Origin of the sequence: Haloferax sp. S2CR25, from assembly GCF_031624535.1 — an archaeon.
Lineage (GTDB): Archaea > Halobacteriota > Halobacteria > Halobacteriales > Haloferacaceae > Haloferax > Haloferax massiliensis.
The window spans coordinates 500,200-523,417 of record NZ_JAMQOO010000001.1 but is presented as its reverse complement, the minus strand read 5'-3'; the positions used below and the strand labels follow the sequence as shown (position 1 = coordinate 523,417).

The window sequence follows — 23,218 nt, the reverse complement described above, 5'->3', positions numbered from 1 at the left end:
GCGGTTCGCGCCCCGCGTCCCGGCGTTTTTCGTTCTGTTTTCGCGGGCCCCGACGACTACGCCGCGTGCTTTTCTATCTCGCCTTTGAGCGACGCGGCGTCGAAGTCGTGGTCGGGCCGGATGTTGACGAAGTCGAGGAAGTCGACGGCGTCCAACAGCGCGTCCGCGTCGTAGGAGTCGAGCGCCGCGGCGACGGCCCGCTTGGGACCGACGAGCGGTTCGAGCGCGGCCAGCCCGCAGGCGAGGTCGTACGCGCGGGCGTCGCGCATCCCCTCGTCGTTGACGTTCGTCGCGTCGATGAAGTAGATGCCGTCCTCGCGGACGAGGACGTTCTCGGCTCTGAGGTCGCCGTGGGCGAGGTGGTTGTCGTGCATCTCCGCGAGCGCCGCGAACAGCTCCGGCGCGAGCCGTTCGACCTCCTCCCGCGGGGCGGTGTCGAGGGTGTGGAAGTTCGGCAGGTATTCGAGGACGAGCACGCCGAGGCCGTCCACCTCGAACGCCTCGACCGGCGCGGGCGCTTGCAGGCCGATGTCGCGGAGTCGCTTCGTGGCTTCGAGTTCGTGTTCGGCCATCTCCAGCGGCGTCCCGAAGTGGCCGAAGAATCCCTCCGTCCCGCTGGAGAACGCGCCGAGGTTCCGCCCGGTGGTGAAGACGGCGTGGACGAGCGAGTTCTGTTTGGAGATGACTTTCACGAACCACTCGTCGTCGACGACCATCGGGGTCGAAAGCCAGTTGTCCGCCTCAAGAAATCGGATGTGGAGGCTGTCGCGGTCGTATCGCCGGGCGAGTTCGCGGGCGACCGTCTCCAGACGCGGCCACCCGAGGCGGCCGCGGACGAGCCGACGGAGGTCCATGCACCCCCGTAAGACGAGGGGCGGCTTAACCTCGTGGGCCTACGCCGACTCCTGTCGGACGGTCAACACGGGCGCGTCGGAGCCGCGGACGACGCGCTCGGCGACGCTCCCGATGAGGTAGCGGTCGATGCCGCTCCGGCCGTGGGTCCCCATCACCACGAGGTCGGCCTCCTGCTCGTCGGCGTGGCGGATAATCTCGCTCGCGGGCGTGCCCTCGCTGACGACGGTCTCGACCTCGACGCCGGCCTCGCGGGCCCGCTCGGCGACGCGATTTAACACCTGTTCGCCGCTTTCGAGGAGCGCCTCGCGGACCCGTTCGAGCGAGAGCGCGGGCGCGGCGTAGCCGACCTCGCGCACGTCCGCGACGTAGAGCGCCATGAGCGTCGCGTCGTAGGTGCGGGCGTGTTCGATGGCGTGGTCCAAGGCGGCGTCCGCGCAGTCGCTTCCGTCGGTCGGAAAGAGGATGTGAGAGTACATACGAGCGTCTCGGAGCGCGGCGCAAAAAGACCCGACCGGCCATTCCCACGCGGTGGGAGCGTCCCGGAGCGGGCCGCCGCTTTCGCCTCCACGGCCACATATCCTTCATGGTCGTTCGATTAGTTTATGTCCGGCACGGCGATAGTTTGCCGCATGGACTTCGACATCCCGGCCGAACACCGGATGATTCGGGACACCGTCCGCGAGTTCTGCGAGGAAGAAATCGCCCCCATCGCGCAGGACATCGAGGACGAACACCGGTTCCCCGCGGAGATATTCGACCAGTTGGCCGAGTTGGACGTGATGGGCGTCCCCATCGACGAGGCGTACGGCGGCCTCGGCGGCGACCAGTTGATGTACGCCCTCGTCGTCGAGGAACTCGGTCGCGTCTCGGGCGGTATCGGCCTGTCGTACGCCGCCCACGTCAGCCTCGCGTCGAAGCCCATCGAGCTGTTCGGCACCGACGAGCAGAAGGAACGCTGGCTCACGCCGCTTTCGACCGGCGAGCACCTCGGCGGCTGGGCGCTCACCGAGCCCGGCTCCGGGAGCGACGCCAGCGACATGGACACCGTCGCAGAGCGGGACGGCGACGGCTACGTCATCGACGGCACGAAGCAGTTCATCACGAACGCGAGCGTCGCCGGTTCGGTCCTCGTGAAGGCCGTGACGGACCCCGGCGCGGGCTACGACGGCATCTCGACGTTCATCGTCGACCCCGAGAACGACGACGGCTTCGAGGTGACGACCGAGTGGGACAAGATGGGACTCAACTGCTCGCCGACCTGCGAGCTCTCCTTCGACGACTGCTGGGTGCCCGAGGACCGCCTCCTCGGCGAGGAGGGCGAGGGCTGGAAACAGACGATGAAGACCCTCGACGGCGGCCGCATCTCCATCGCGGCGCTCTCGGTCGGGCTCGCCGAGGGCGCGTACGGCCACGCGAAATCGTACGCTCAAGAGCGCGAACAGTTCGACCGGCCGATTGCGAAGTTCGACGCCATCCGCGACAAACTCGTCTCGATGCACCGCAAGACCGAGCGTGCGCGACTGCTCACCCACAAGGCGGCGACGCGGTACGACGCCGGCGAGCGGGTGAGCCGGGAGTCCGCGCTGGCGAAACTCGACGCCTCGGAGGCCGCCCGCGAGGTCGCGGAAGACGCGGTGCAGGTGCTCGGCGGTTACGGTTACACGACCGACTTCGCGCCCCAGCGGTTCTACCGCGACGCGAAACTCATGGAGATCGGCGAGGGGACGAGCGAGATTCAACATCTCATCATCGGCCGCGAACTCGGCCTCTGAGCGGCCGTCGAGTCCGGCGCTGACTCACTCCGAGTCGGCCATCGCCGACAGTCGGGCGACGTACGAGAAACTGCGGACGTGGTCTTCTTCGGTCGGCGCGTCTTCGAAGTCCGCGGGAACGGTAAACGAGACGACGCGCTCGCGAATCGCGTTGTGGGCCCCGTCGCCGATCCAGCCGATGTCGCGGTAGTACGACGCCATCTCCAGCGCGCCGCGCCCGCCGAGTCGCTCGACCAGGTGGACACACCAGTCGAGGAGCACGCGCTCGGCCCGCGGGGTCCGCGGAACGTCGTCGAGGAACGGCTCGCCGTCCGAGGTGACCGCCGCGGTCGTTGCGAGGAGGCGCTCGTGGGCCACGTCGCGCCACGTCCGGTTCGTCGGCGGGTCCGCCCAGTCGAACGTTCGGTCGCCGGCCCCGCGACGGGGCCTCGGCCCGGTCGGGTCGTCGGCGTCGGCGGGGTGACGTGACTCGCGCGGCATCTATCCCTGCGTGTGCGTCCATCCGAATTAAGCGTTCGGGCGAACGTCCGACGCGTGACAGTTCCGTGGTTCCGCGGGCCGACCGAGTCGTCCGAACTGGGTGACTGATAATCGGATGATGGGGGCGAGTGGCAGGTGGAACGACAGTGCGCTACCGGGACTTATACGGCCGATCCGACTTGAACCAGCCCGATATCAGCGTTGATAGACAGGGCGAACCGCTTAAGTTCCGAACCGGCTACACGTTTGATATCGATCCGATGTGACACTCATCGGAAAGAACAGTTCCAAGAGAGTCACAGATGCGAGCCACGACCACCTCATGACCAGCGTCGAGTACCCACACGCGTACGCGCTGTTCGCCGCGGGCATCCTCGCCGGGGTCGTGACGCTCGTCGTTCTCGGTCGGTTCCGACTCTACTCGCGGCGCGTCCGTCTCCCCTTTGCGCTCTTGACGCTCACCGGGAGCGTCTGGGCGACCGCGTACGGCTTCGTCTTCCTCGCGACGACGCCGGCCAGCGAACTGTTCTACGCGCAGTTGGCGTGGGCCGGCGCGGCCGTGCTCCCGACGATATGGCTCGTCTTCACGCTCGTCTATGCCGGCGAGGACCAACTGCTCTCCTCGCGGATGCTCGGCTTTCTGGCCGTCGAACCCGCCGTCGCTATCTCCCTCAAGTTGACGAACGCCTCGCACGGACTGCTCGGGTCGCCGCTCGTCCTCTGGCGGGCCGCGCGACCGGACCGATTCACCGTCTCCGGCGCGGACTTCCTCGGTCCGTTCGGTCCGGACCTCGTTCTCGCCGCACACACCGTGTACGGGTTCGGCGTCGCCGTCATCGGGGTGAGCGTCATCGCGCGGACGTACCTCAAGAGCACGAACATCCACCGTCGACAGGCCGGGTTTCTCTTCGTCGCCGGGGTGATCCCTCTCGCCGCGCTCGGCGGCGAGTTCTTCTTCCCGTTCCGCATCAATCCGATCCCCGTCTCTATCGGCGTCAGCTCGGTCGTCGTGCTCTGGGCGCTCTTCAGACACCAGCTGTTCGACATCACGCCCATCGCCCGCGACGCGATTCTCTCGGAGATGCGCGACGCCGTCGTCGTCCTCGACGAACAGGACCGAATCGTCGAATCGAACGGTGCCGCCTCGGAACTGCTTGCGCGGCCGGTCGCCGACTGCATCGGCGAGTCCGTCCTCGAAAGCGTCCGCGTCCCGACCGAGGTTCGGGCGGTGTTGGAGGGCGGCGACAGAGCCGAGGCGGTCGTCGAAGACGGCGGTGCCTGCCGGTATTTCGAGGTCCGCGCCGAGTCCCTCGGCGGCCAGACGAACGACCGGGCGCGCTTGCTCCTCTTCTACGACGTGACGGAGCGCCGCCGCACCGAAGAGGAGTTCCGCGCGCTCATCGAGAACTCGCGGGACGTCATCACCGTCCTCGACGAGGCCGGCGAACGGACCTACACGAGCCCCTCGGTGACGGAGGTGCTCGGCTATCGGACCGAGGCGCTCGTCGGCGAGTCGGTGCTCGACCTCGTCCACCCCAAAGACAGAGACCGGGTCGCCGACACCCTCGACGAGGTCGTCACCGGCGATTCGCCCGTGCGCGCGGAGTTCAGAGTCCGCCACAAGAACGGCTCGTGGCGGCGGTTCGAGACGGTGGGCGTGGACCTCCTCGACGACCCCGCCGTCGGCGGCGTCGTGTTGAACTCGCGGGACGTGACGAGTCGGCATCGCTACGAACAGCGCCTCCGGGTGTTGAACCGGGTCCTCCGGCACGACCTCAGAAACGACATGAACGTCATCCTCGGCCACGCCGACCTCCTCCTCGACGAACGCATCCCCGCCGAGTCGAAAGACCACGCTCGGACGATAAAGCGGAAGGCGTCGTCGCTGGTCGAACTCGGCGAGCAGACCCGGCACATCGACACGACGCTCACCCGCGAGTCGTCCGGCCTCGAACCCGTCGAGGTGGTCGAGCGCATCGAGACGCAGTTGGACGACGTCGAGTCCGACTACCCCGAGGCCATCGTCCATCGGAACCTGCCCGAGGAGATGTGGGTCTCCGCGGACGACCTCATCGAGTCGGCGCTCAAGCACCTCATCGACAACGCGCTCGAACACAACGACCGCGTCGTCCCGGAGGTCTCGGTCACCGTCGAGCGGAGTCAGCCCTCGACCGACTACGTCGAGATTCGAATCGCCGACAACGGACCGGGCGTCCCCGACGCCGAACTGTCCGTCCTCGAATCGGGAACCGAGACGCCGCTCCAGCACATAAGCGGGCTCGGCCTCTGGTTGGTCCAGTGGATAATCGACCGCTCGAACGGTCGGCTCCGGTTCGCGGAAAACGAGCCGCGAGGGGCCGTCGCAATCGTCGGCCTCCGGAGCGCCGACCGAGCGGTCTCCGTCGGCGACGGTGGCACGGTGACGAGCGAGTCAGAGACGGACTGACTGGACCGGATTGCGGCCGCGGACGACCGAGGCGATCCTGAATAAATCGCTCCGTTTTTGTTTCGATAGACCAATACTGTCGGGTGCCGGGGTGCCTCTGACAAAAAACACCGGCTTGCCTAACCGAGACGTCCGCTCGGTTAAGGGAACGAAGGTGGGGTATTCTCCATGGTGGTGGGGAATTCCTTCACCTTTCACACACGTATCTAGATGGTGGACAGTCGCGGTAGGCGGTCAGTATTTCAAGGTTTCAACTGTACTCCTGTCGGGTTCCCCGTGAGAGTTGGGTGTCGCGACTCGATTGACTCCTTACTCGATCACCAGTTCTCCGAAGCGTTGCCGAACGCGCTCTCCCTGTGCATCTCTGCTCTAGTCGGTTCTACGGACTGCAACAAAGCCAGCGCAAAAACGAGGTTCCCGACCGTTCAGGCCGCGTCCCGGTCTCGGAGTCGCACCGCGAGCCTGTGTGCGCCCTCGGCCGCGGCGGTCGCCGGGTCGTCGGGAGCGACCACGTCGACGGGGCGGTCGAGTTCCGCGGCGAGACGCGATTCGAGTTCCTCGACCAGTCCGGGGATGCACGCCATCCCGCCGGAGACGACGAGCGGGCGGGCGCGAGCGAGCTGATAGGTCTTCATGTGCGCGTTCGCCAACCGCGAGAAGAAGTCGCCGAGCTCGGCGACCGCGTCGTCGAGGTAGTCGTCGAGCGGTTCCATCACACCTCGTTCGACGGTGAACTCGTGTGCGCTCTCGCTCCCGTGTTCGACCGCGTCGGTGAAGGGTTCGAACCCGCCGAAGTCGGCGTGGCCCTCCTTGTACTCGCGGGCGGTGACGGGGTCGATGGTCGCGCGACCGCCGGTCTCGGCCTCGACAGCCTCGGCGATGCGCCGGTCGACGCGGTCGCCGGACGCGTCCGCGGAGACGAACGGGAGCAATCGCGTTCCGTGTCGGTAGGCGCACGCTTCGAGGCTCGTCGCACCGAGGTTGACGGCGACGAAGACCTCGTCGACCGCCTCGATGCCGTCGCCGAGCGGCGGAATCGACGCGCACAGCGATTCGGGAACCCCGCGAGCGAGCGCCTCGCCGAGACCGCATTCGCCGACCGCGGTCCCGAAGTTCGCGAGGCCGACCCTGTCGTCGACGGTCGGCATCGCGTACACGACGGCGCTCTCCGCGGGGAGGTCGTGTCGCTCGCAGAGTTCGCGGACGAACCGCTCGAACAACTCGGCGTCGCGGGCGGTCGCGGGCACGCCCGAGCGGAGCATGAACTCGCCTCGTTCGGGAGCCCGTCGGACCGCCGCCTCGTCGCAGCGGACGCGCTCGTCGCCGCTGAGCGCGACGTCGCTTTCGTCGTCGTCGGCCAGACACGAAGGGAGGCAAACCGTCGACTCCGCGTCGCCGTCGTCGAAGACGAGCGCCGTCCGGGCGCTCCCGAACTTGACGCCGATGGCCGTCGGCACGCCGCCCTCGCCGGGCTCGCGCGCCGCGTCAGCGCCGTTGGCCGCGGCCGCGTCGTTCGTCATACGGTATCAACTCGATTCGGACTCGGCGGGGTGATTCGCGCAGTCATGGGATACACTCGGTTGTCGCAAGGAGAGACCGTTTTCGAGACCCGGCGGTCGGCGTCACACCATCGAGGAGAGACGGGCGACGTAGACCAGGCTCAACAGGTGGTCGTCGACGTCGAGGTCGGCCGGTTCGTCGACGTCGGCGGAGAAGCCGAGGAGGTAGTCACGGAGCGTCTCCTCGACGCCCGGCGTGAGCCAGTCGACCGTCTGGTAGTACCGGAGGGCGTCCATCGCCCGCTTGAACCCGCCTTTGAGGACGAGGAACTCCAGCCAGTCGAAGACGACGCGCTCCGCGCCGTACTTGTCAGGCAGCGAGCGGAGATACGGCTTTTCGACGCCGTCTTCCTCGCCGCGGGACTGGTGGACGAGCAGGTGTTCGAGTTGGCTCGACCGAAGCGCCTCGGACGCTTCCTGTCGGCTCCGGTCGAAAAGCGGGTTGTCGAACCGGAACGGTCCCCGGTCGTCGAACCGGCCGTCGTCGTACCGGCTATCGTCGAACCGGCCGTCGTCGTACCGGCTATCGTCGAATCTGCCGTCGCCGTTCCGTCTGGGCCGTGGAGCGTCGCGCGCGATACGTCGGAGTTCGTCTGGGTCGTATTCGTCCGGGTCCAAGTACATAGGGTCACCTCGTTCAAGACGGCACGACCCCCGAGTTCCCCGACTCAGGGCGGCGGAGAGCGCGGGGCGCTGTCCGGTGTGTCACACGCGTTGTCGTACCGTTTCGGTGAAAGCATTCGAAGGAGGCGACATAAATCTATTCGAGCCATTATCAACGGTGATATCAAACTGTCCCGGAGTTCGAAATCCGTCGTCCTCGCCCGGCCTCGGTGTCACCGGTCGCCCACGTGGATTCGGGGCACGGTTTTGACGCGACCTGCGGGATACGGTTTCGGCACAACCGCGTCGAGAAGAGAGAGGCCCACTCAGAGGACGTGGGTACCGCTTTTCGCGCTCCGCACGCGGAGGTCGCCGGTCTCGCTGTCGAGCTCCAACGAGCGGCCGTGGGAGCCGCCGACGTCCTCGGCGACGACGTCGATGCCGAACCCGTCGAGCGTCGTTCGCGTCGCTGCGACGTTTCGGTCGCCGATACTGCCGTCGCCGTCGGCCGAAGTGAAGTCGAACATGGTGCTTCCCCCGGCGATTTTGGCGACGATTCGGTCGATGTCCGCGCCGACTGCCTGCATCTCGGCGAGCAGGAGTTCGACGCCGGTGTCGACGAACTTCGCCGGCTCGCTGCCGTCGTCCGCCTCCGGGAGCATGGCGTGTGCGAGACCGGAGATGCCCGTCTCGGGGTCGTACAGCGCGACGCCGATACAGGAGCCGAGGCCGCTCGTCGTCAGCGTGCTCTCGTCGCTGGAGACGGCGAAATCGGCGATTCCGACCTTGATTCGACCGGAGCGGGCCGCGGGTGTGTCCGTGGTGTACACTTGCATTGAGATACCTCTACGGAGGGTTCACGCGGCGGGTGAGAGCTTCCTGAGCGCCTTTCGAAGCTCCGTCTCGTCGGGGAGCGCGTAGATGTCGCAGGTGAACTCGTCGTCGTCCGTTCGGATGGTCGAGTCGATGAGGAACGCGTACTCTTGGGACTGCGCGAGGTCTGTCGCGAGCGGGTCGATGATGGCCGACCCGATGTCGTGGACGTGCTTCGGCGGCGAGATGTCGATAGTCGTTTCGAGCGCGTTGGCCCAGCCGTCGAGGAAGCCGGAGGTGGTGATGTTCCCGATCTCCTGAATCGCGCTCTGACGCATCGCCTCGTCGCCCTCCATGCCCGGCAGGAGGCTGCTGGCGATGTTCTCGGCCGACGGCTCGTCGAAGAGGATGGCGATGTAGCCGCTCGGCGTTCCGCTGAACTCCAAGACGACGCCGCGTCGGACCGCGTCAGTCAACGACATCGGCACCCCCTCGATGGGGACGAAGCTCAGCCGGCTCACCTCGACGGTCGTGTCGATACCCGTCATCGCCGTGATGTCCTCCGAGGCCTGATTCGCGCCGTCGTTTATCATCTCGGAGAAGGCGGCGAACGACTCGACCGGGAGCGCGCCGTCGTCGCCGCTCGCCTCGACGATGGTCCCGATGGACGAGGCGGTCGGCACCATGTACAGGTCGAACTCGATGGCGTTGTCCGCGGCCTCCAACTGGTTGCGGAAGACGAGGACGTGCTCGTCGTCGCCGCCGTTTTCGAACCCCTCGGCGTCGACGTGGTCGAGCGGGCCGTCGTTCTCGTCGTCGACGTAGGTCGGCGTCGTGATGTCGACGGTGGTGTCGAGGTAGTCGGCCCAGCCGTCGATGAAGCCGCCGAGCATGATGTTCGCGACCTCCTTCAGGCTGCTCTCGGCGAGTTCGCCGTCGGCGTCGGTGGCGTCGATGCCCGGCATCAACGCGTCGACCAACCGCTCTGCGGACTCGGGCGAGAACGCCAACACGGTGTGGCCGTCCAAGCCGCCCGAAAAGCCGATGTGGACGCTCACGAGGTCGCGTTCGGCGAACTCGCTTTCGACGTCCGACTTCGTCCCGAGCTCGACCTTGGTGACGTTGACGTACGTGTCGATGCCCGCGAGTGTGGTCAGAGAGCCCGCGGCTTTCTCCGCGCCCGAGTGGGCGAGCCGACTGAACGTGCGAAGCGACCGGACGTCGAGATTCATGCCTCTGCCTGAATCACGTCGGCGATGGCTTGGAGCACGTTCGGCTTCTGGAACGGTTTCGTGATGTAGCCGTCGGCCCCCGCCTCGACCGCTTCGCGCATCTTCTCTTCCTGTCCGACCGACGTGCACATGATGACCGATGCGCCGGCGTCGAGCGACTTGATTTCGGACGTCGCTTCGATGCCGTTTCGAATCGGCATCACGACGTCCATCGTGACGACATCGGGTTCGAGTTCGCGGTAGAGTTCCACCGCTTCGACCCCGTTTTCGGCCTCGCCGACGACTTCGTGTTCACCCTCTAGGAGCTGTTTGAGGAGATTCCGCATGAACGCGGAGTCGTCCACGACCAGTACCTTGCTTGCCATACCTCCAGATTTCCGAAAATCACACCATAAACCCTTCCTCCCCATTATCAAGGATGATACGTCATCGGGAGCACGCCAGACCGCCTCACGACGCGTCGACGCCGATTCTCGGAGAGCGCTCAGAGGGCGGTCGCCGTCGTCAGCGCCGACGTGGCGGGAACGAAGCGCCGGTTTCTTCGACGGCGTCGAGGAGGTCGCCGATACTGTCGTCGCGGTCGAGTCCGTTCGCGGCCGCGAGCGCCTCGACGGCCCGGCCGGGGTAGGTGACCTGCACCTCCGAGGCTAAAAGCAGGATGCCGAGCACCTCGTCGGTCGGCGTGTCGGCGCTCCCGACGGCCTCGGCGTACCACGTGAGAAACGAGTGGACGACTTCGGTCACGTCGTCGGAGACGGTCTCGTGTCGGGTGACCTCGCCGTCGACGAGCGCGGTAGTGACGAGCGCGTGATTCGCGCGGACCGCCCCGACGCGCTCGGCGAGCAAGCGGCGGGCGAGCACGGCCCGCTTTTTCGGGTCTTTCGGGAGGACGAGTTCGGGTGCGCCGGTATTGCCGTCGCCCTCACCAGCCGCCTCCGAATCGGGGTCTGCGGTCCCGTCCGATTCGGAGGGGTCACTCTCGTTGCCGGCCGCGTCGTCGACCGGCGCTGGCGGCCTGTTTTCCCCCGTCGAGATGACGTACCGGCCCGTGTCGAGCGCCGCGACGTGCTCGTCGCGACTGATATCGAGTTCGTCCGTCCCGACGACCCCCTGTTCCTCTGGGTGAGTGGGAGGACGTTCGTCCTCGTCGTCCATCGGCGGATGCTCGGTGCCGTGGCATATAATCCCATCGTCGGCGCGCGTGATAGACTCACTACTACGACTGAGAACGTGGCAGATAGACAACCAACACATTGACAAGCAGCGCGTTCTGATGAATCTCTATCTATGGAGTCTGACAGGACCCTCTCAGCGCTGGGGAACGAATACAACCCGGATATCCTCCGTGCCGCGGACGAACCCCACTCGGCACAGGAGTTCAGCGAGATGTTGGACATCCCCATTGCGACCTGTTATCGCCGGATCGAGGAACTGACGGCAGCGGGCCTCCTCGAACTGCACGACCGGGTTCTCTCCGACGAGCACCGACGGACGAACGTCTACCGCCGCGAAGTCGACGAGATCGTCGTTCGATTCGAGGGCGACGACTACACCGTCAGCGTGACCGAACGCCCGGAGGTGAAGAACAAACTCGACGACGTGTGGCGGAAGATTACGCAGGACTGAACCTGCTCCGGCTCCGGTCTTTTCTCCTACGTTTTCTGAGACGAGCGCCGATTAGTGGCTCGCGTGAGCGTGCGAAGTATCTTACCTATCGACGTACCGAACGTTCGGTATCAGTCTTGATATTGAGGGCCGTAGCGTTATGTAGGCCCTCTCCAAGTTGACGAGTGACGGTTCCCCGCTCCCCACCGAGCGTGGGACCAAACCCACGAAATTCATGTTCGAAAACATCAACGAAGACCGGGGTCAGGTCGGTATCGGGACCCTCATCGTCTTCATCGCGATGGTTCTGGTCGCCGCAATCGCGGCGGGCGTCCTCGTGAACACGGCTGGCTTCCTGCAAGCCACCGCCGAGGACGCCGGACAGCAATCTGTGAACAAGGTCACCAACCGCGTCGACGTCGTCAACGCCCACGGGCTGGTCAACCAGACCGGTGAGGAACGAACCGTTGACCAAGTCTTCCTGACGGTCCGGCTCGCGGCCGGCTCTGGGAGTGTCTCTCTCGAAGACACGACGGTGAAGTACCTGAGTGAGACGACCGCACGGACCCTCACCTACAACGACACCAACGACGCCAACGACCAAGGGGACGCCGCCAACCTGACGACCGGGGACAACTTCACGGCGGGCGTTCTCGAAGACGGTGACGGCTCCTTCGAGGTCCTCAACGAGCAGTCCGACCGCGCGGAGATCATCATCAACACCTCCACGGTCGAAGGTGCCGCCGCCAACGGGACGGCCACGGGCCAGACCGTCAAGCTCGACATCACCAGCCGCAACGGTGGCACGACGCAGGTCATCCTGACGATGCCCCAGCAGCTCGCCGGCAAGGACAACAACGACCCCATCGCACTATAGGAGATTCACATGTTCGATAACATTACTGACGACGACCGCGGTCAGGTCGGTATCGGGACTCTCATCGTCTTCATCGCGATGGTTCTGGTCGCCGCAATCGCGGCGGGCGTCCTCGTGAACACGGCTGGCTTCCTGCAAGCCACCGCCGAGGACGCCGGACAGCAGTCCGTGAACAAGGTCACCAACCGCGTCGAAGTCCTCAACACGCACGGCACGGTCGGCGGCGAAGAGGACATCGACAACATCACGCTCACCGTTCGCCTCGCCGCCGGTTCCGACGCGGTGGACATGAACGAGACCTCCATCAAGTACCTCAGCGGCGACAGCGTCGTCACCCTGACCAACCAGACGGTGACGACCGGGGACAACTCCGCGACGAACGACTCCGCGGCCGGCGTCGCAGACAGCGACGAGTTCGGTCTCACCAAGGTCACCGACGACGACGGCTCGTTCGGCGTCCTCAACAGCATGAACGACCGCTACGAGGTCACCATCGACACGGCCGCAATCGAAGACAGTAACAATAACGACGACGACCTCGTCGGCGGCCTCTCGACGGGCGAGCAGGTCAGCCTCGAAATCACCTCCCGCACGGGCGGGACGACGCAGGTCATCCTGACGATGCCCCAGCAACTCGCCGGCAAGACGCAGAGCGAACCCGTCGAACTGTAATCCGGCCCTAGCTTTCCTTCTATTTTAGCGACGCCGACTCCCGAGCGGCGGCGCTGTCGTTTGTCCGAAGTACGCGGGTCCACGGCACAACTCGGCCGGGGTGACACCGGCGGACGCCGCGTCCATTCGACGGGCAACCGCCGCGGCCGGGTCGCGGCGGTGAGAAGAGACGAACTGGAAGGAGGCGGTAGTCGATGAGACGGGCACGAACGACGTCGACGAGTGCGGCGCGTTCTCGTGTGCAAGAGAGTTTGAACGGCCAGACGTCAAAACAGGAACAGCGTCGCCGAGACTGGAGTCGCCAGCCGTCGAGTCCGACCCGTTACTCGGTCTCTTCGCCGAACCACGGCGGCGATTCGCCGACCATCGAGAACCCGGCCGCCTGCTCGTATATCTTGATACCGCCCTGTGCGATTTCCAGCGGGAACATCGAGTTCTTAATGCTCTGCTTGCGCATCTTCGCCACCCAGATGTAGCGGTTGCTCGTCGCGCCCGCGGGACTCTGGATGAGGTAGATGTTCCCGTCGGTCAGGAAGTTTTCGAGGCCGATGTCGGTCTCGGGGAAGATGGCTGACTGCTCGGTGGTCAGAAGCGAGGTGAGACCGCTGTCCTTCAGGATGTCGATGAACTTCAAGAGGTACTGGCGCTGTTCCTTCTCGTCGTCGAAAAACAGCTGGAACATCGTCAGCGAGTCGAGGACGAGCCGGTCGTAGTTGGTGTCCTGGAGGTCGCCGAGGATGCGGTCGAGCGTCGTCGAGAAGTCACCGTCGCGGAGGAGCGTCCGCTTGTCGTAGACCTGGATCTCGCCGGACTCGACGTACTCGTGCCAGCGGTCGAAACCGATTGACTCGGCCGCCTCGCGGATGTCGTCTTCCGTCTCTTCGAAGGTGAGATACAGACCGCCCTCGTCGAACTGATCGACGCCGTTGTAGAGATACTGGAGTCCGAGGATACTCTTGCCCGTCCCGGGATTGCCGCTTATGAGCACCGCGGCGTTCTTGACGATACCGCCGTTCAGGATGGAATCGAGCCCTTCGACACCGGTCTTGACTAGTTCTGTCATGATTGTGTTAAACCGTGTGTTGGCTGTCGGAGGAACCTCCGTGCCGACGCCGGATAATTCTTCTTACCGCCGCTACGGCGTCGTCTGACTTTTATTACACGTTTTCCGGCGAGAAACCCGGAACCGTTCAAATATCGGGTCTGATAACGGGACGGGAACTTTCTTGTACCGACTTACGTACCTTTGCACCAATGTTACCTGCTCCCCCGAGTCCGTCGGACCGCCCCGGCCGGTCCGCCGCTCGGCCGGGTGACAGGCCGTCGCTCCAACGAGCAACCCCGCAGACGGTGTGGAGGTGCTCGCTGCGAGCATGATGGAGTGGCAGAACGACGAAGACACGGCCGACGCCGGGGACGACACGACGGAAGGACAACACATGTCATCAGACGATGGACTTGGATTCGAGGAGGGAATCGACGACCTCTCCGACGAGTTTGGTGACTTCGGCGACGACCTCGACGACGGATTCGACGACGACGATTTCGGCGGATTCGGCGACGACAACAGCGAGGAACTCGCAGAGCTCGAAGATCGCATCGGCGAACTCGAGAACGAAGTAAGCGCCATCTCGTCGGGGATGAACACCGTCCGCGAAGAGAACAAACAGATCGGTGAGACCGTCGAAGAGCTCGACGACACGATTCGCAAACTGCTCGACATCTACGAGATGGTCACCCGCGGCATCAACCCGTTCGTCGACGACGCCCGCGAGATGGGCGGCCTCGACGGCGGCGGTTCGTTCGGACTCTTCGAGGCGGAAGCCGAGGACGAAGAGCACCTCGACCCCGAGGTGGCGAACGCCGACGCCGAGTCGTTCTTCGACGACGACTTCGGCGAACTCGACGCCGAGGAGGGCGCGAAGGAAGCGGAACTCGCCGCCGAAGACGAACTCGTGGAGGCGGAGCGCGAGAGCCCCGCTGACGCCCTCGACGAGGGCGACGACGAGGACGACGAGGCCGACGACTCGGGCGGCGCGGGCGGCGCGAGCTTCGACGACCTCAAAGAGCAGTACGAGGACGGCGGCGGCTGGGACGACGAGGACGACGCGGAGGCGGACCTCGACGACGAACTCGACGAACTCGACGACGAACTCGACGACGAACTCGACGACGAAATCGATGACGAGCTCGACGGCCTCGAAGACGAGAGCGAAGACGGGGCAGTCGACGACCTCGACCCGCTCGATTCCGAGGTAGACGACGGCGAGGAAGAGGACGACGACCCGGCCGACGAACCGCTCGACGTCGGTTCCGAAGTCGAAGACGCCGACGGCGACGTCCGCAAGACGCTCGACGAACTGGAGGCCGAGTACGCCACCGCGGCGGTGGCCAAAGACGAGCCGTCGGACGACGAGGACGAGGCGGCCGTCGAACCCGAGCCGGCCGCGTCGGTCGAAGCGTCGGACGCCTACTTGACGGGGCTCCCGTCGAACTACGTCTCCGAGGTGCTCGTGCTCGAATGGGCCGAACACCTCGTCTCCGTCGGCGGCGCGCTCGGCGCGTCGCGCGCGCTCCGCCAGTATCGGGAGCAGGACTGGATATCGCGCGCCGTCGAGAGCGAGCTGAACGCCCACGTCGGGCAGATAGCGCCGTCGGTCGAGGACGCCGACGACCACGAACTCCGCATCGACGACCACCAGACGAGCCTCGCGTACGTCTGTCGACTCGCGGAGGACGTTCCGCGGGGACAGCTGTACGAGGAACTGGTCGCCTACGGGGGGAGATTCGATGGGATTCGGTGTTAGCGGCTCGACTGCCATCATCTTCCTCGGCGTCCTCATCGCCACGGGGACGCTGTACACAGCGGCGTCCAACGCGTCGGAGAACGTGCTCGAAGCGCAGGACGCCGACGCGGAGCGGGCGCTCGAACGGACGAACACGGACATCGAAGTCACGAACGCGAGCTACGACGCGGGCAATCTCACCGTGAACCTGACGAACGTCGGCTCGGAGACGCTGTCGGTGAGCGAGACCACCCTGCTCGTCGACAACGCCTACGTCGACGTGCCGTCGGCCAACGCGACCGTCGACGGCGACGCCGCGACCGACCTCTGGTACGCCGGCGAGAACCTCAGCCTCGTGGTCGACGCCGACCCCACGCCCGCACGGGTGAAGGTCGTCACCGGAAGCGGCGTCGCCGCGACGGAGGTGGTGAGCTAGATGGCCGATATCTCCGTTCCGAGCCTCATCCTGTTTATCGCCAGTATCGTCGTCGCCGCCGGCGTCTCGGGCGTCCTCATCGACACCGTGACCGGAATCAGCAGTTCGGTCGACGAGCGCGGCGGCGACGTGAGCACGGAGATCAGAACCGACATCGAAGTCATAAGCGACCCGGAGGCGGGCGTCTACGACGGCGCGAGCGACACACTCTCGGTGTACGTCAAAAACACCGGTCTCCGGACGCTGCCGGCGACCAGCGGCGGCTTCGACATCATCGTCGGTGGACAGTATCAGACCAACGTCACGGTGAGCGTCGTCGACGGCACCGAGTGGCGGCCGAGCAACGTCGTCGAACTCACGGTGACGGACATCGCGTTGACCTCGGGCGACTACCGGATGACCGTCGTCGTCCACGGTGACGAAGAGGTGTTCGAATTCCGCGTACCATGAGCAGTCAATTCTCTCTCGGGCTATCCGGGCACGACCGTCTCGAAAAGGAACTCGGCGGCGGCATCCCAAAGGGTGCCATCGTCCTCATCGAAGGGGACTACGGCGCCGGTAAAAGCGTGTTGTCGCAGCGGTTCAGCTACGGCTTCTGCGACGAGGAAACGGTGGTGACGCTCGTCTCGACCGAGCTGGGCGTCCGCGGCTTCCTCGACCAGATGCACTCGCTTTCGTACGATATCGTCAAGCATCTGCTCGACGAGCAGATCCTGTTTCTCCAGGCCGAAATCGACAGCAGCGGCGCGCTCTCCGGCGGCAGCAGCCAGGAGGAGCGCAAACAGCTCCTCCGGCGGCTGATGGACGCCGAGACGCTCTGGGACGCCGACGTCATCATCATCGACACGTTCGACGCCATCCTGCGCAACGACCCGCAGTTCGAGGCGCTGGTCCGGCAGAACGACGAGCGGCAGGCCGCCCTCGAAATCATCTCGTTTTTCCGCGAGCTGACGACGAAGGGCAAGACCATCATCATCACCGTCGACCCGTCGTCGGTCGACGAGGGCTCCATCGGTCCGTTCCGCTCTATCGCCGACGTCTACTTCGAACTGGAGATGGTGGAGGTCGGAAACGACGTTCGGCGGAACATCTTCGTGAAGCGCTTTGCGGGGATGGGCCAGCAGGTCGGCGACCGCGTCGGCTTCTCGGTCCGGTCGGGTATCGGGCTCGTCATCGAGTCGAGGAGCGTGGCGTAGATGGCGACCGAACACGGCTCCGCCAGGCTGTCGGACGATCTCAAGCGCCTCGCGATGCAGTGGCCGCACCTCCGGGACCACCTCAAGCGGTTCCGACAGATCACAGGCGAGTTCCCGATGCTCGTCGACGAGCCGGGCGACTACGAGTCCCGGCGTCCGAACATCATCTACCCGCTGGGCGGCCCCGTGTTCTGCCAGATATACGGCAACTTCGGCGAGACGACGAAGTACTACACCATCGAACCCGAGATGGACGACGACGAACTCGACGTGTTCGCTCGGGTCAAGGACAAACTGCTCGAACGAAGCGTCTCGAAGCCGGCACCCGAGGAGAGCGCCGACTACGAAGAGCGCATCGAGGAACTGCTGTCCGAAATCGTCCACATCGAGGGCGACGACCGGGGACCGCTCGGCTCGGTGGCGAAACGACTCGACGTGGCCGGCATCGAGGTCTCTCAGACGACCTACGACAAGATTCAGTACCGGCTCGTCCGCGACATCGTCGGCCTCGGCCCGCTCGAACCCATCATGCGCGACCCGGAGAACGAGGACATTCACGTTATCGGTCCCAGTCAGGTCGACGTCGACCACGGGACCTTCGGGCTGTTGGAGACGAGCGTCGAGTTCGACGACACCGAGCAGTTCGACAACTGGCTCCGCAACATGGGCGAACGCATCGGCGACCCCGTCTCCGACGCCCACCCCATCGTCGACTCCACGCTCCCCGACGGCTCGCGTATCAACATCATCTACTCCGACGACGTGTCCCTGAAGGGGTCGTCGCTCACCATCCGTCAGGGCGACGACGTGCCGCTTTCGGTGTTCCAAATCGCCAAGTGGGGAACGCTGTCGCCCGAGTTGGCCGCGTACCTCTGGATCGCGCTGGAGAACGAACGAACCATCTTCGTGGTCGGCGAGACGGCGTCGGGCAAGACGACGACGCTCAACGCCATCCTCTCGTTCATCCCGCAGGACTCGAAGATTTACACGGCGGAGGACACCGCCGAGGTGCTTCCGCCGCACGACACGTGGCAGCAACTGCTCACCCGGGAGGGCCGCGGTTCCGACTCCGAAGTCGACATGTTCGACCTCGTCGCGGCCGCGCTCCGCTCTCGCCCCGACTACATCATCGTGGGGGAGGTCCGTGGCGAGGAGGGCCGCATGGCGTTCCAGGCGGCTCAGACCGGCCACCCGGTGATGCTGACGTTCCACGCCTCCGACATCGTCTCGATGATTCAGCGCTTTACCGGCGACCCAATCAACGTCCCCGAGACGTTCATGGACAACTGCGACATCGCGCTGTTCCAGAACCGCGTCCGCCGGGGCAACGACATCCTCCGTCGGGTGACGAGCGTCCAGGAAATCGAGGGCTACTCGAAGGAGATGGGCGGCGTCGTCACCCGCGAGGCGTTCTACTGGGACCCCGTCCAAGACGAGATCGTCTTCCAGGGGATGAACAACTCCTTCATCATGGAACAGAAGGTCGCGACGCTCCTCGGCTACGACGACACGCGGAAGATATACGACGACATCCAGTTCCGCGCCGAACTCGTCCGCCGGGCGATTCAGGAGAACGTCCTCGGCTACCACGAGGTGAACGAACTCATCGAGGACTTCCAGCGCGACGGCGTCGAGGGACTGCCGTTCGACATGGCGAGGGTGTAGTGAGATGGCAGGGGAACAGAGCGCGTCGATGCAGGCGGTGCAGGTCCGGGAGTTCATAAGCGACATCATCGAGTCGTACGAGCAGATGCCGATGGAGCTGTCGCGCTACCTGCTCGCGGTGCTCGGCCCCGCCATCGTGTTTTTCGTCCTCTCTCTGGCCGGGGCTATCGCGCTTCCGTTTCCCCTCCTCGTCCGCATCCCCGTGTTCCTCCTCGGCGTGTTGCTCCTTGGCGGGGCCGTCCTCTACCCGCGGCTCCTCGTCGAGCAGACGCGCCGCAGCCTGGAGAACCAACTTCACCTGCTCATCACGCACATGACCGTCCTCTCGACGACGAACATCGACCGCGTCGCCGTGTTCCGAACGCTCGCGCGCGAAGAGGAATACGGCGAGCTGGCGACCGAGATGAACCGCATCGTCCAGCTCGTCGACGCGTGGAACCAATCGCTCGACGACGCCTGTCAGCGGCGGGCGCGTGAGGTGCCGTCGAAGCCGCTCGCCGACTTCCTCGACAGGCTCGCGTACTCCATCAACGCCGGCCAGAGCATCGACGACTTCCTCCTCGGCGAGCAGAACGCGATGATTCAGAAGTACATCACCGTCTACGAGAGCGCGCTGGGGAATCTGGAGGTCATGAAGGACCTCTACCTCTCGATGATTCTGTCGATGACGTTCGCCATCATCAACGCCATCGTGCTCCCCATCCTGACGGGGACGGACGCGACGATGACCATCGGCGCGGTCATCGTGCTTTTCGTCTTCGTGCAGTTGGGCTTTTACTTCGTCATCCGGACGATGTCGCCGTACGACCCGCTTTGGTTCCACCAGCCAGAGTACCGGACGAAGGCGAACCGACAGATAGACATCACGCTGTACGGCGCGGTCGGCCTCTCCATCACGATGATCCTCGTACTCGCGTTGGGGACGTTCAACCTGACCGCCGTCGGCGCGACGGTCCGACCCATCATGATCGAACTCCCGATTCCGCTCCTCATCTCGACGCCGCTGACGCCGCTCGCGGTCCCGGGAATCGTCGCGCGCCGCCACGAGCGGCGCATCGGCGAGCGCGACGAGGAGTACCCCGGCTTCATCCGCGCGCTCGGGGCCTCGGAGACGGCGAAACAGAGCACGACGACGGCCGTCCTGAAGACGCTCAAGACCAAAGACTTCGGCGTCCTCTCGCGCGAGATTGCCCGGTTGTACACGCGGCTTCGGATGCGCCTCGACCCCGACCGCTCGTGGTTCTTCTTCACCGCGGAGACGAACTCCTACCTCGTCCAGAAGTTCTCCGAGATGTACAACGTCGGCCGGTCGATGGGCGGCAAGCCGAAGCTCCTCGGCGAACTCATCAGCCGCAACATGAACGAGATAATCAAGCTCCGCCGGCAGCGAAAGCAGTCGACCGTCACCCTCATCGGCGTCCTCTACGGCATCACGGCGTCCGCGTCGTTCGCCTTCTTCATCGGGCTGGAAGTCGTCGAGATTCTCGCGTCGTTCTCGACGCAGATGAACCTCGACAGCCTCCAGTTCGGGACGCTCATCTACGCCGGCGTCTACGACGTCCCTTTCATCGAGTACATGCTCACGCTCATCATCCTGTTTAACGCCCTGCTGTCGTCGCTCATGATCCGCATGGTCGACGGCGGGCACAAGGCGAACGCCTACCTCCACTTCGTGATGCTCGTCTGGGTCGGCTCGCTGATGGCGGTCGCCACCTCGTCGCTCGCAGGAGCACTGATCAGCATATGACTGACGACGGACCACAGACCCGAGATTCGATGCCAGACGCCGCAGGCGAACAGACCGCACAGGAGGCCCGTTCCCGCGCGCCCGAAGGGGGCGACGTGGCGAAAAGCGACCTCCTGCAGGCGTACCGCCGGCAGAAGTCGGAGCCGTCGGACGAACGGGAGGAAAGCGAGCGGGCGCGCTCGAAGAAACAGACGGAACGGCGGACCAGCGACGGCGAGTCCATCGTCGTCGACTTCGTCGCCAACTTCGTCGCCGGCGGCAACGCCTCGTTCGAACCCGTCAAGGGCCGCGTCCTGATGAGCCAGCGACGGCTCATCCTCGCCACGTCGAAGGCCAAGACCGTCATCCCCATCACCTCCATCTTCGACATCGCCGTGGGGCAGGTCCCACCGGAGGTCGAGGAGTTCTTCGACTACACGGTGATGGTGGGCTACATCATCGGCCGCCAGCGCCGGACGACCGTCATCGGCGGCGACCGCGAGACCATCGAGAAGTTCTCGCTGCTGCTGTTCCGCGCGGCGCTCAACGGCTCGCGCGCGCAGGTCACCCACCCGGCCCGCATCGGCGGGCGCGTCCTCGACACGGAGCGACAGCCCTCCGGCCTGCATCTCGACTACGAGGCCGTCACGTTCCCCGACGACGACGGCCCGCTCACGGAGGACGGCGAGCCGTTCCACATCGACCTCGCGAGCGTCATCTTCTTCGAGGTGCTCGAACGGACCGTCGACGGCGAAACGCGACTGGTGCTTTCGGTCCAGCACGTCAAACAGGGCCAGACGGTCACCTCCGAGATAACGCTCGACTCCCGGCGGAAGATGAACATCCTCGGCCGCTACCTCCGACTCGTCTACCACTGGATAAAGTCGGGCGTCCGCGACGTCGAGGTCACCGAACAGGGCCTCGAAGTCCTCGTCGGGCTGTACTCCGCAGGCGAGATGGCCGCAGAGGTCGACTTCAGCGAACTGCTCGGCGTCGACGAGGCGGTCCTCGACGCGGAACTGGAGAAGCTCCACGATGAGGAACTCATCGGCGACGACGAGCTCCCGACCTCGCTGACGCCGCAGGGTCGGTTCGTCGTCAACGAGGAAATCGAAGACGTGAACGTCTGAGGGCGGGCTTTTTGTCAAAAAGAGGGGTCGCCCCGTGGCCGGGGAAATTATATCAACTTCGCAACTAGTTCTGCGTCAATGCGGACGCGGACTTCGTCGCTCGTCGGGCTGGGACTCGGAAGTGCAGTCAGCTATTTCTTCGGCTTCCGACGGCCACGCGTTGGTCGGCGTCGCCCTCCTTCTCACGTACACAATCGTGGGTTTCGGAGTCGCCGCGTTCCCCGCGTACCGCTGGCGGTGGTCCGGGCCGAACGACCACTTCTGGTACACGATAGTCGGCGTCTTGAGCGCCCTCGTACCTATCTTCGCGGCGTACGGGCTATCCCTCGAACCCGGCGGGCGCGTGCGTGACATCGCTCTATCGGCCGGACTCTGGTTGGGTGGCGTCTACGGCGGCATCGCGCTCGAACGCGCCTCTCGGCGCGCCACCGACGACTGACGAGCGCGACGCGTCGCTCGGCGTTCGGCGACTGCGCCGCGAAAATCCGAGTGTCGATTACTGTTCGTTGATGGCGTCGGAGGCGATGCTGCGGCCGCGGGCGTTGAGTTGCACCTCGTGGCGCACGCGAATCTCCTCGACGACGTTGTGGTCGATGAGTCGCTGAAACAGTTCCTCGACTTCGTCCACGTCGAGGCCGAGGAAGTTCGGGATGTCGAACGGCGAGACGCCGGAGTACAGTGCCGTGAGGACCTGTTTGTCCGTCTCGCTCAGGTCGATAGAGGTCTCGGAAAGCTCCTCGCCCTCCCTGAGGAGCGTGTAGAGGAAACTGATGGCGCGGTCGGAGCCGGAGATGTACGTCTGGAGGCTCGTCCCCTCGTCGTCGGAGTGTTCGACCTCGATGACGCTCCGGTGTTCGTCGACGATGGTCCGCTCGCCCGTCTTCACGTCGCCGATGTCGTCGAGGCGGATTTCGACGAACTTGCCGCCGACGGTCGCCATGCTCACGGCCTCCGTCTCGACTTTGAGCCGAGATTTCTCCCACTCGGTGTTCTGGACGACGCCGCCGGCGACGGCGGGGTGTCGCGCGAGGAACTGCTCGGTGTTGAGGAGCGCGCCGAAGAAGTCCGTCTCGAACTCGTCGTAGTCGACGGGCGCGAGCAGGACGACGCCCGACGGGATGTGGACGCTGAAGTAGTCGGAGACGGTCGCGATGCGCTGGTTCACGTCGTACCGCCCGCCGAACTCCTGTATCTTCGAGAGCTGAATCGTCCGCTTGCCGCCGGTGCCGGCGAGGATGAGCCGCCTGTTCGAAAGCAGGATGCGGCCGCTCGTCCAGTCCACGTCGTGCATCTCCCGGCCGTTCTTGACGACCTGGAGGAACCGCCCGCGGGTGTCTCCGAGCTTTTGCTCACCGGGTTTCATCG

24 protein-coding genes are annotated in these 23,218 nt (G+C 65.1%); 13 read left to right on the top strand and 11 right to left on the bottom strand.

Annotated features, from left to right (window positions below; translation table 11 throughout):
• Window positions 1–56: 56 nt before the first annotated feature.
• Both NDI65_RS02715 and NDI65_RS02710 read right to left on the bottom strand, forming a co-directional pair.
• Complete coding sequence (locus tag NDI65_RS02715; protein ID WP_089778328.1) at window positions 57–854, bottom strand: RIO1 family regulatory kinase/ATPase; 798 nt, start codon at window positions 852–854, stop codon at window positions 57–59.
• Window positions 855–893: 39 nt separating this feature from the next.
• On the bottom strand, window positions 894–1,331 hold the full coding sequence (locus tag NDI65_RS02710) for a universal stress protein (RefSeq protein WP_089778326.1): 438 nt from the start codon (window positions 1,329–1,331) through the stop codon (window positions 894–896).
• 153 nt (window positions 1,332–1,484) lie between these two features.
• On the opposite strand from NDI65_RS02710, the gene NDI65_RS02705 reads away from it, so the two are divergent.
• Complete coding sequence (locus tag NDI65_RS02705) at window positions 1,485–2,627, top strand: acyl-CoA dehydrogenase family protein (protein ID WP_089778324.1); 1,143 nt, start codon at window positions 1,485–1,487, stop codon at window positions 2,625–2,627.
• A gap of 24 nt (window positions 2,628–2,651) precedes the next feature.
• Here the strand turns inward: NDI65_RS02705 and NDI65_RS02700 are convergent, their stop codons facing one another.
• Complete coding sequence (locus NDI65_RS02700; protein ID WP_089778322.1) at window positions 2,652–3,107, bottom strand: FlaD/FlaE family flagellar protein; 456 nt, start codon at window positions 3,105–3,107, stop codon at window positions 2,652–2,654.
• A gap of 322 nt (window positions 3,108–3,429) precedes the next feature.
• Between NDI65_RS02700 and NDI65_RS02695 the strand changes: the two genes are divergently transcribed.
• Window positions 3,430–5,553, top strand: coding sequence for a histidine kinase N-terminal 7TM domain-containing protein (locus NDI65_RS02695; protein ID WP_089778320.1), 2,124 nt, complete (start codon window positions 3,430–3,432; stop codon window positions 5,551–5,553).
• 425 nt (window positions 5,554–5,978) lie between these two features.
• On the opposite strand, the gene NDI65_RS02690 is transcribed toward NDI65_RS02695, so the two are convergent.
• The 6 genes from NDI65_RS02690 to NDI65_RS02665 all read right to left on the bottom strand — a co-directional run bounded on the left by NDI65_RS02690 (window position 5,979) and on the right by NDI65_RS02665 (window position 10,915).
• Complete coding sequence (locus NDI65_RS02690) at window positions 5,979–7,073, bottom strand: hypothetical protein (RefSeq protein WP_310893387.1); 1,095 nt, start codon at window positions 7,071–7,073, stop codon at window positions 5,979–5,981.
• Between the two features lie 102 nt (window positions 7,074–7,175).
• The gene (locus NDI65_RS02685) at window positions 7,176–7,736 is read right to left on the bottom strand and encodes a FlaD/FlaE family flagellar protein (RefSeq protein WP_089778316.1); all 561 of its coding nucleotides are present in this window, start codon (window positions 7,734–7,736) and stop codon (window positions 7,176–7,178) included.
• Between the two features lie 305 nt (window positions 7,737–8,041).
• Complete coding sequence (locus NDI65_RS02680) at window positions 8,042–8,551, bottom strand: chemotaxis protein CheD (RefSeq protein ID WP_089778314.1); 510 nt, start codon at window positions 8,549–8,551, stop codon at window positions 8,042–8,044.
• A 21-nt stretch (window positions 8,552–8,572) separates the two neighbouring features.
• Complete coding sequence (locus NDI65_RS02675) at window positions 8,573–9,760, bottom strand: chemotaxis protein CheC (RefSeq protein WP_089778312.1); 1,188 nt, start codon at window positions 9,758–9,760, stop codon at window positions 8,573–8,575.
• A complete protein-coding gene (cheY, locus tag NDI65_RS02670; protein ID WP_004043735.1) occupies window positions 9,757–10,125 on the bottom strand; it encodes a chemotaxis protein CheY in 369 nt (122 codons plus the stop codon). The genes NDI65_RS02675 and cheY overlap by 4 nt, the downstream gene beginning before the upstream one ends.
• A gap of 139 nt (window positions 10,126–10,264) precedes the next feature.
• Complete coding sequence (locus tag NDI65_RS02665; protein ID WP_042662083.1) at window positions 10,265–10,915, bottom strand: hypothetical protein; 651 nt, start codon at window positions 10,913–10,915, stop codon at window positions 10,265–10,267.
• A 132-nt stretch (window positions 10,916–11,047) separates the two neighbouring features.
• Here NDI65_RS02665 and NDI65_RS02660 point away from each other — a divergent pair, with 132 nt between their 5' ends.
• From NDI65_RS02660 to flgA2, 3 genes are all read left to right on the top strand, one after another.
• Window positions 11,048–11,386: a helix-turn-helix domain-containing protein gene (locus tag NDI65_RS02660; RefSeq protein WP_004043733.1), complete on the top strand. Its 339-nt coding sequence runs from the start codon at window positions 11,048–11,050 to the stop codon at window positions 11,384–11,386.
• Window positions 11,387–11,600: 214 nt separating this feature from the next.
• The gene (gene flgA1 / locus NDI65_RS02655; protein ID WP_042662084.1) at window positions 11,601–12,242 is read left to right on the top strand and encodes a flagellin A1; all 642 of its coding nucleotides are present in this window, start codon (window positions 11,601–11,603) and stop codon (window positions 12,240–12,242) included.
• Window positions 12,243–12,251: 9 nt separating this feature from the next.
• The gene (gene flgA2 / locus NDI65_RS02650) at window positions 12,252–12,914 is read left to right on the top strand and encodes a flagellin A2 (RefSeq protein ID WP_089778310.1); all 663 of its coding nucleotides are present in this window, start codon (window positions 12,252–12,254) and stop codon (window positions 12,912–12,914) included.
• A gap of 322 nt (window positions 12,915–13,236) precedes the next feature.
• Here the strand turns inward: flgA2 and NDI65_RS02645 are convergent, their stop codons facing one another.
• A complete protein-coding gene (locus NDI65_RS02645) occupies window positions 13,237–13,977 on the bottom strand; it encodes an ATPase domain-containing protein (protein ID WP_089778308.1) in 741 nt (246 codons plus the stop codon).
• A 295-nt stretch (window positions 13,978–14,272) separates the two neighbouring features.
• On the opposite strand from NDI65_RS02645, the gene NDI65_RS02640 reads away from it, so the two are divergent.
• The 8 genes from NDI65_RS02640 (at window position 14,273) to NDI65_RS02605 (ending at window position 22,292) form a co-directional block, all read left to right on the top strand.
• Window positions 14,273–15,721 (top strand): flagella accessory protein C, encoded by a 1,449-nt coding sequence (locus NDI65_RS02640; protein WP_310893454.1) that lies wholly within the window; start codon window positions 14,273–14,275, stop codon window positions 15,719–15,721.
• Window positions 15,705–16,136: a fla cluster protein FlaF gene (locus NDI65_RS02635; protein WP_089778306.1), complete on the top strand. Its 432-nt coding sequence runs from the start codon at window positions 15,705–15,707 to the stop codon at window positions 16,134–16,136. Before NDI65_RS02640 ends, NDI65_RS02635 begins: the two co-directional genes overlap by 17 nt.
• Window positions 16,137–16,586, top strand: a complete 450-nt coding sequence (locus NDI65_RS02630; protein ID WP_089778303.1) for a CARDB domain-containing protein — start codon at window positions 16,137–16,139, stop codon at window positions 16,584–16,586.
• Window positions 16,583–17,332, top strand: coding sequence for an ATPase domain-containing protein (locus tag NDI65_RS02625; protein ID WP_042662089.1), 750 nt, complete (start codon window positions 16,583–16,585; stop codon window positions 17,330–17,332). Before NDI65_RS02630 ends, NDI65_RS02625 begins: the two co-directional genes overlap by 4 nt.
• A complete protein-coding gene (locus NDI65_RS02620; protein ID WP_089778301.1) occupies window positions 17,333–18,997 on the top strand; it encodes a type II/IV secretion system ATPase subunit in 1,665 nt (554 codons plus the stop codon).
• Window positions 18,998–19,001: 4 nt separating this feature from the next.
• Window positions 19,002–20,744, top strand: a complete 1,743-nt coding sequence (gene flaJ, locus NDI65_RS02615) for an archaellar assembly protein FlaJ (protein WP_089778299.1) — start codon at window positions 19,002–19,004, stop codon at window positions 20,742–20,744.
• Window positions 20,745–20,839: 95 nt separating this feature from the next.
• Entirely contained in the window at window positions 20,840–21,853 is a 1,014-nt protein-coding gene (locus tag NDI65_RS02610) for a CheF family chemotaxis protein (protein ID WP_193310949.1), read from the top strand.
• 196 nt (window positions 21,854–22,049) lie between these two features.
• Entirely contained in the window at window positions 22,050–22,292 is a 243-nt protein-coding gene (locus NDI65_RS02605) for a hypothetical protein (protein ID WP_226908726.1), read from the top strand.
• Window positions 22,293–22,349: 57 nt separating this feature from the next.
• On the opposite strand, the gene NDI65_RS02600 is transcribed toward NDI65_RS02605, so the two are convergent.
• On the bottom strand, window positions 22,350–23,216 hold the full coding sequence (locus tag NDI65_RS02600) for a CheF family chemotaxis protein (RefSeq protein WP_004970794.1): 867 nt from the start codon (window positions 23,214–23,216) through the stop codon (window positions 22,350–22,352).
• Window positions 23,217–23,218 lie beyond the last annotated feature (2 nt).

Bases quoted from the DNA above. Each gene is read 5' to 3' on its own strand.
- NDI65_RS02695 (WP_089778320.1), top strand. From the start codon at position 3,430: ATGACCAGCGTCGAGTACCCACACGCGTACGCGCTGTTCGCCGCGGGC.
- NDI65_RS02600 (WP_004970794.1), bottom strand. From the start codon at position 23,216: ATGAAACCCGGTGAGCAAAAGCTCGGAGACACCCGCGGGCGGTTCCTC.
- NDI65_RS02630 (WP_089778303.1), top strand. From the start codon at position 16,137: ATGGCCGATATCTCCGTTCCGAGCCTCATCCTGTTTATCGCCAGTATC.
- cheY (WP_004043735.1), bottom strand. From the start codon at position 10,125: ATGGCAAGCAAGGTACTGGTCGTGGACGACTCCGCGTTCATGCGGAAT.
- NDI65_RS02715 (WP_089778328.1), bottom strand. From the start codon at position 854: ATGGACCTCCGTCGGCTCGTCCGCGGCCGCCTCGGGTGGCCGCGTCTG.
- NDI65_RS02700 (WP_089778322.1), bottom strand. From the start codon at position 3,107: ATGCCGCGCGAGTCACGTCACCCCGCCGACGCCGACGACCCGACCGGG.
- flgA1 (WP_042662084.1), top strand. From the start codon at position 11,601: ATGTTCGAAAACATCAACGAAGACCGGGGTCAGGTCGGTATCGGGACC.
- NDI65_RS02675 (WP_089778312.1), bottom strand. From the start codon at position 9,760: ATGAATCTCGACGTCCGGTCGCTTCGCACGTTCAGTCGGCTCGCCCAC.
- NDI65_RS02665 (WP_042662083.1), bottom strand. From the start codon at position 10,915: ATGGACGACGAGGACGAACGTCCTCCCACTCACCCAGAGGAACAGGGG.
- flaJ (WP_089778299.1), top strand. From the start codon at position 19,002: ATGGCAGGGGAACAGAGCGCGTCGATGCAGGCGGTGCAGGTCCGGGAG.
- NDI65_RS02660 (WP_004043733.1), top strand. From the start codon at position 11,048: ATGGAGTCTGACAGGACCCTCTCAGCGCTGGGGAACGAATACAACCCG.
- NDI65_RS02710 (WP_089778326.1), bottom strand. From the start codon at position 1,331: ATGTACTCTCACATCCTCTTTCCGACCGACGGAAGCGACTGCGCGGAC.
- flgA2 (WP_089778310.1), top strand. From the start codon at position 12,252: ATGTTCGATAACATTACTGACGACGACCGCGGTCAGGTCGGTATCGGG.
- NDI65_RS02625 (WP_042662089.1), top strand. From the start codon at position 16,583: ATGAGCAGTCAATTCTCTCTCGGGCTATCCGGGCACGACCGTCTCGAA.
- NDI65_RS02635 (WP_089778306.1), top strand. From the start codon at position 15,705: ATGGGATTCGGTGTTAGCGGCTCGACTGCCATCATCTTCCTCGGCGTC.
- NDI65_RS02685 (WP_089778316.1), bottom strand. From the start codon at position 7,736: ATGTACTTGGACCCGGACGAATACGACCCAGACGAACTCCGACGTATC.
- NDI65_RS02645 (WP_089778308.1), bottom strand. From the start codon at position 13,977: ATGACAGAACTAGTCAAGACCGGTGTCGAAGGGCTCGATTCCATCCTG.
- NDI65_RS02690 (WP_310893387.1), bottom strand. From the start codon at position 7,073: ATGACGAACGACGCGGCCGCGGCCAACGGCGCTGACGCGGCGCGCGAG.
- NDI65_RS02620 (WP_089778301.1), top strand. From the start codon at position 17,333: ATGGCGACCGAACACGGCTCCGCCAGGCTGTCGGACGATCTCAAGCGC.
- NDI65_RS02680 (WP_089778314.1), bottom strand. From the start codon at position 8,551: ATGCAAGTGTACACCACGGACACACCCGCGGCCCGCTCCGGTCGAATC.
- NDI65_RS02705 (WP_089778324.1), top strand. From the start codon at position 1,485: ATGGACTTCGACATCCCGGCCGAACACCGGATGATTCGGGACACCGTC.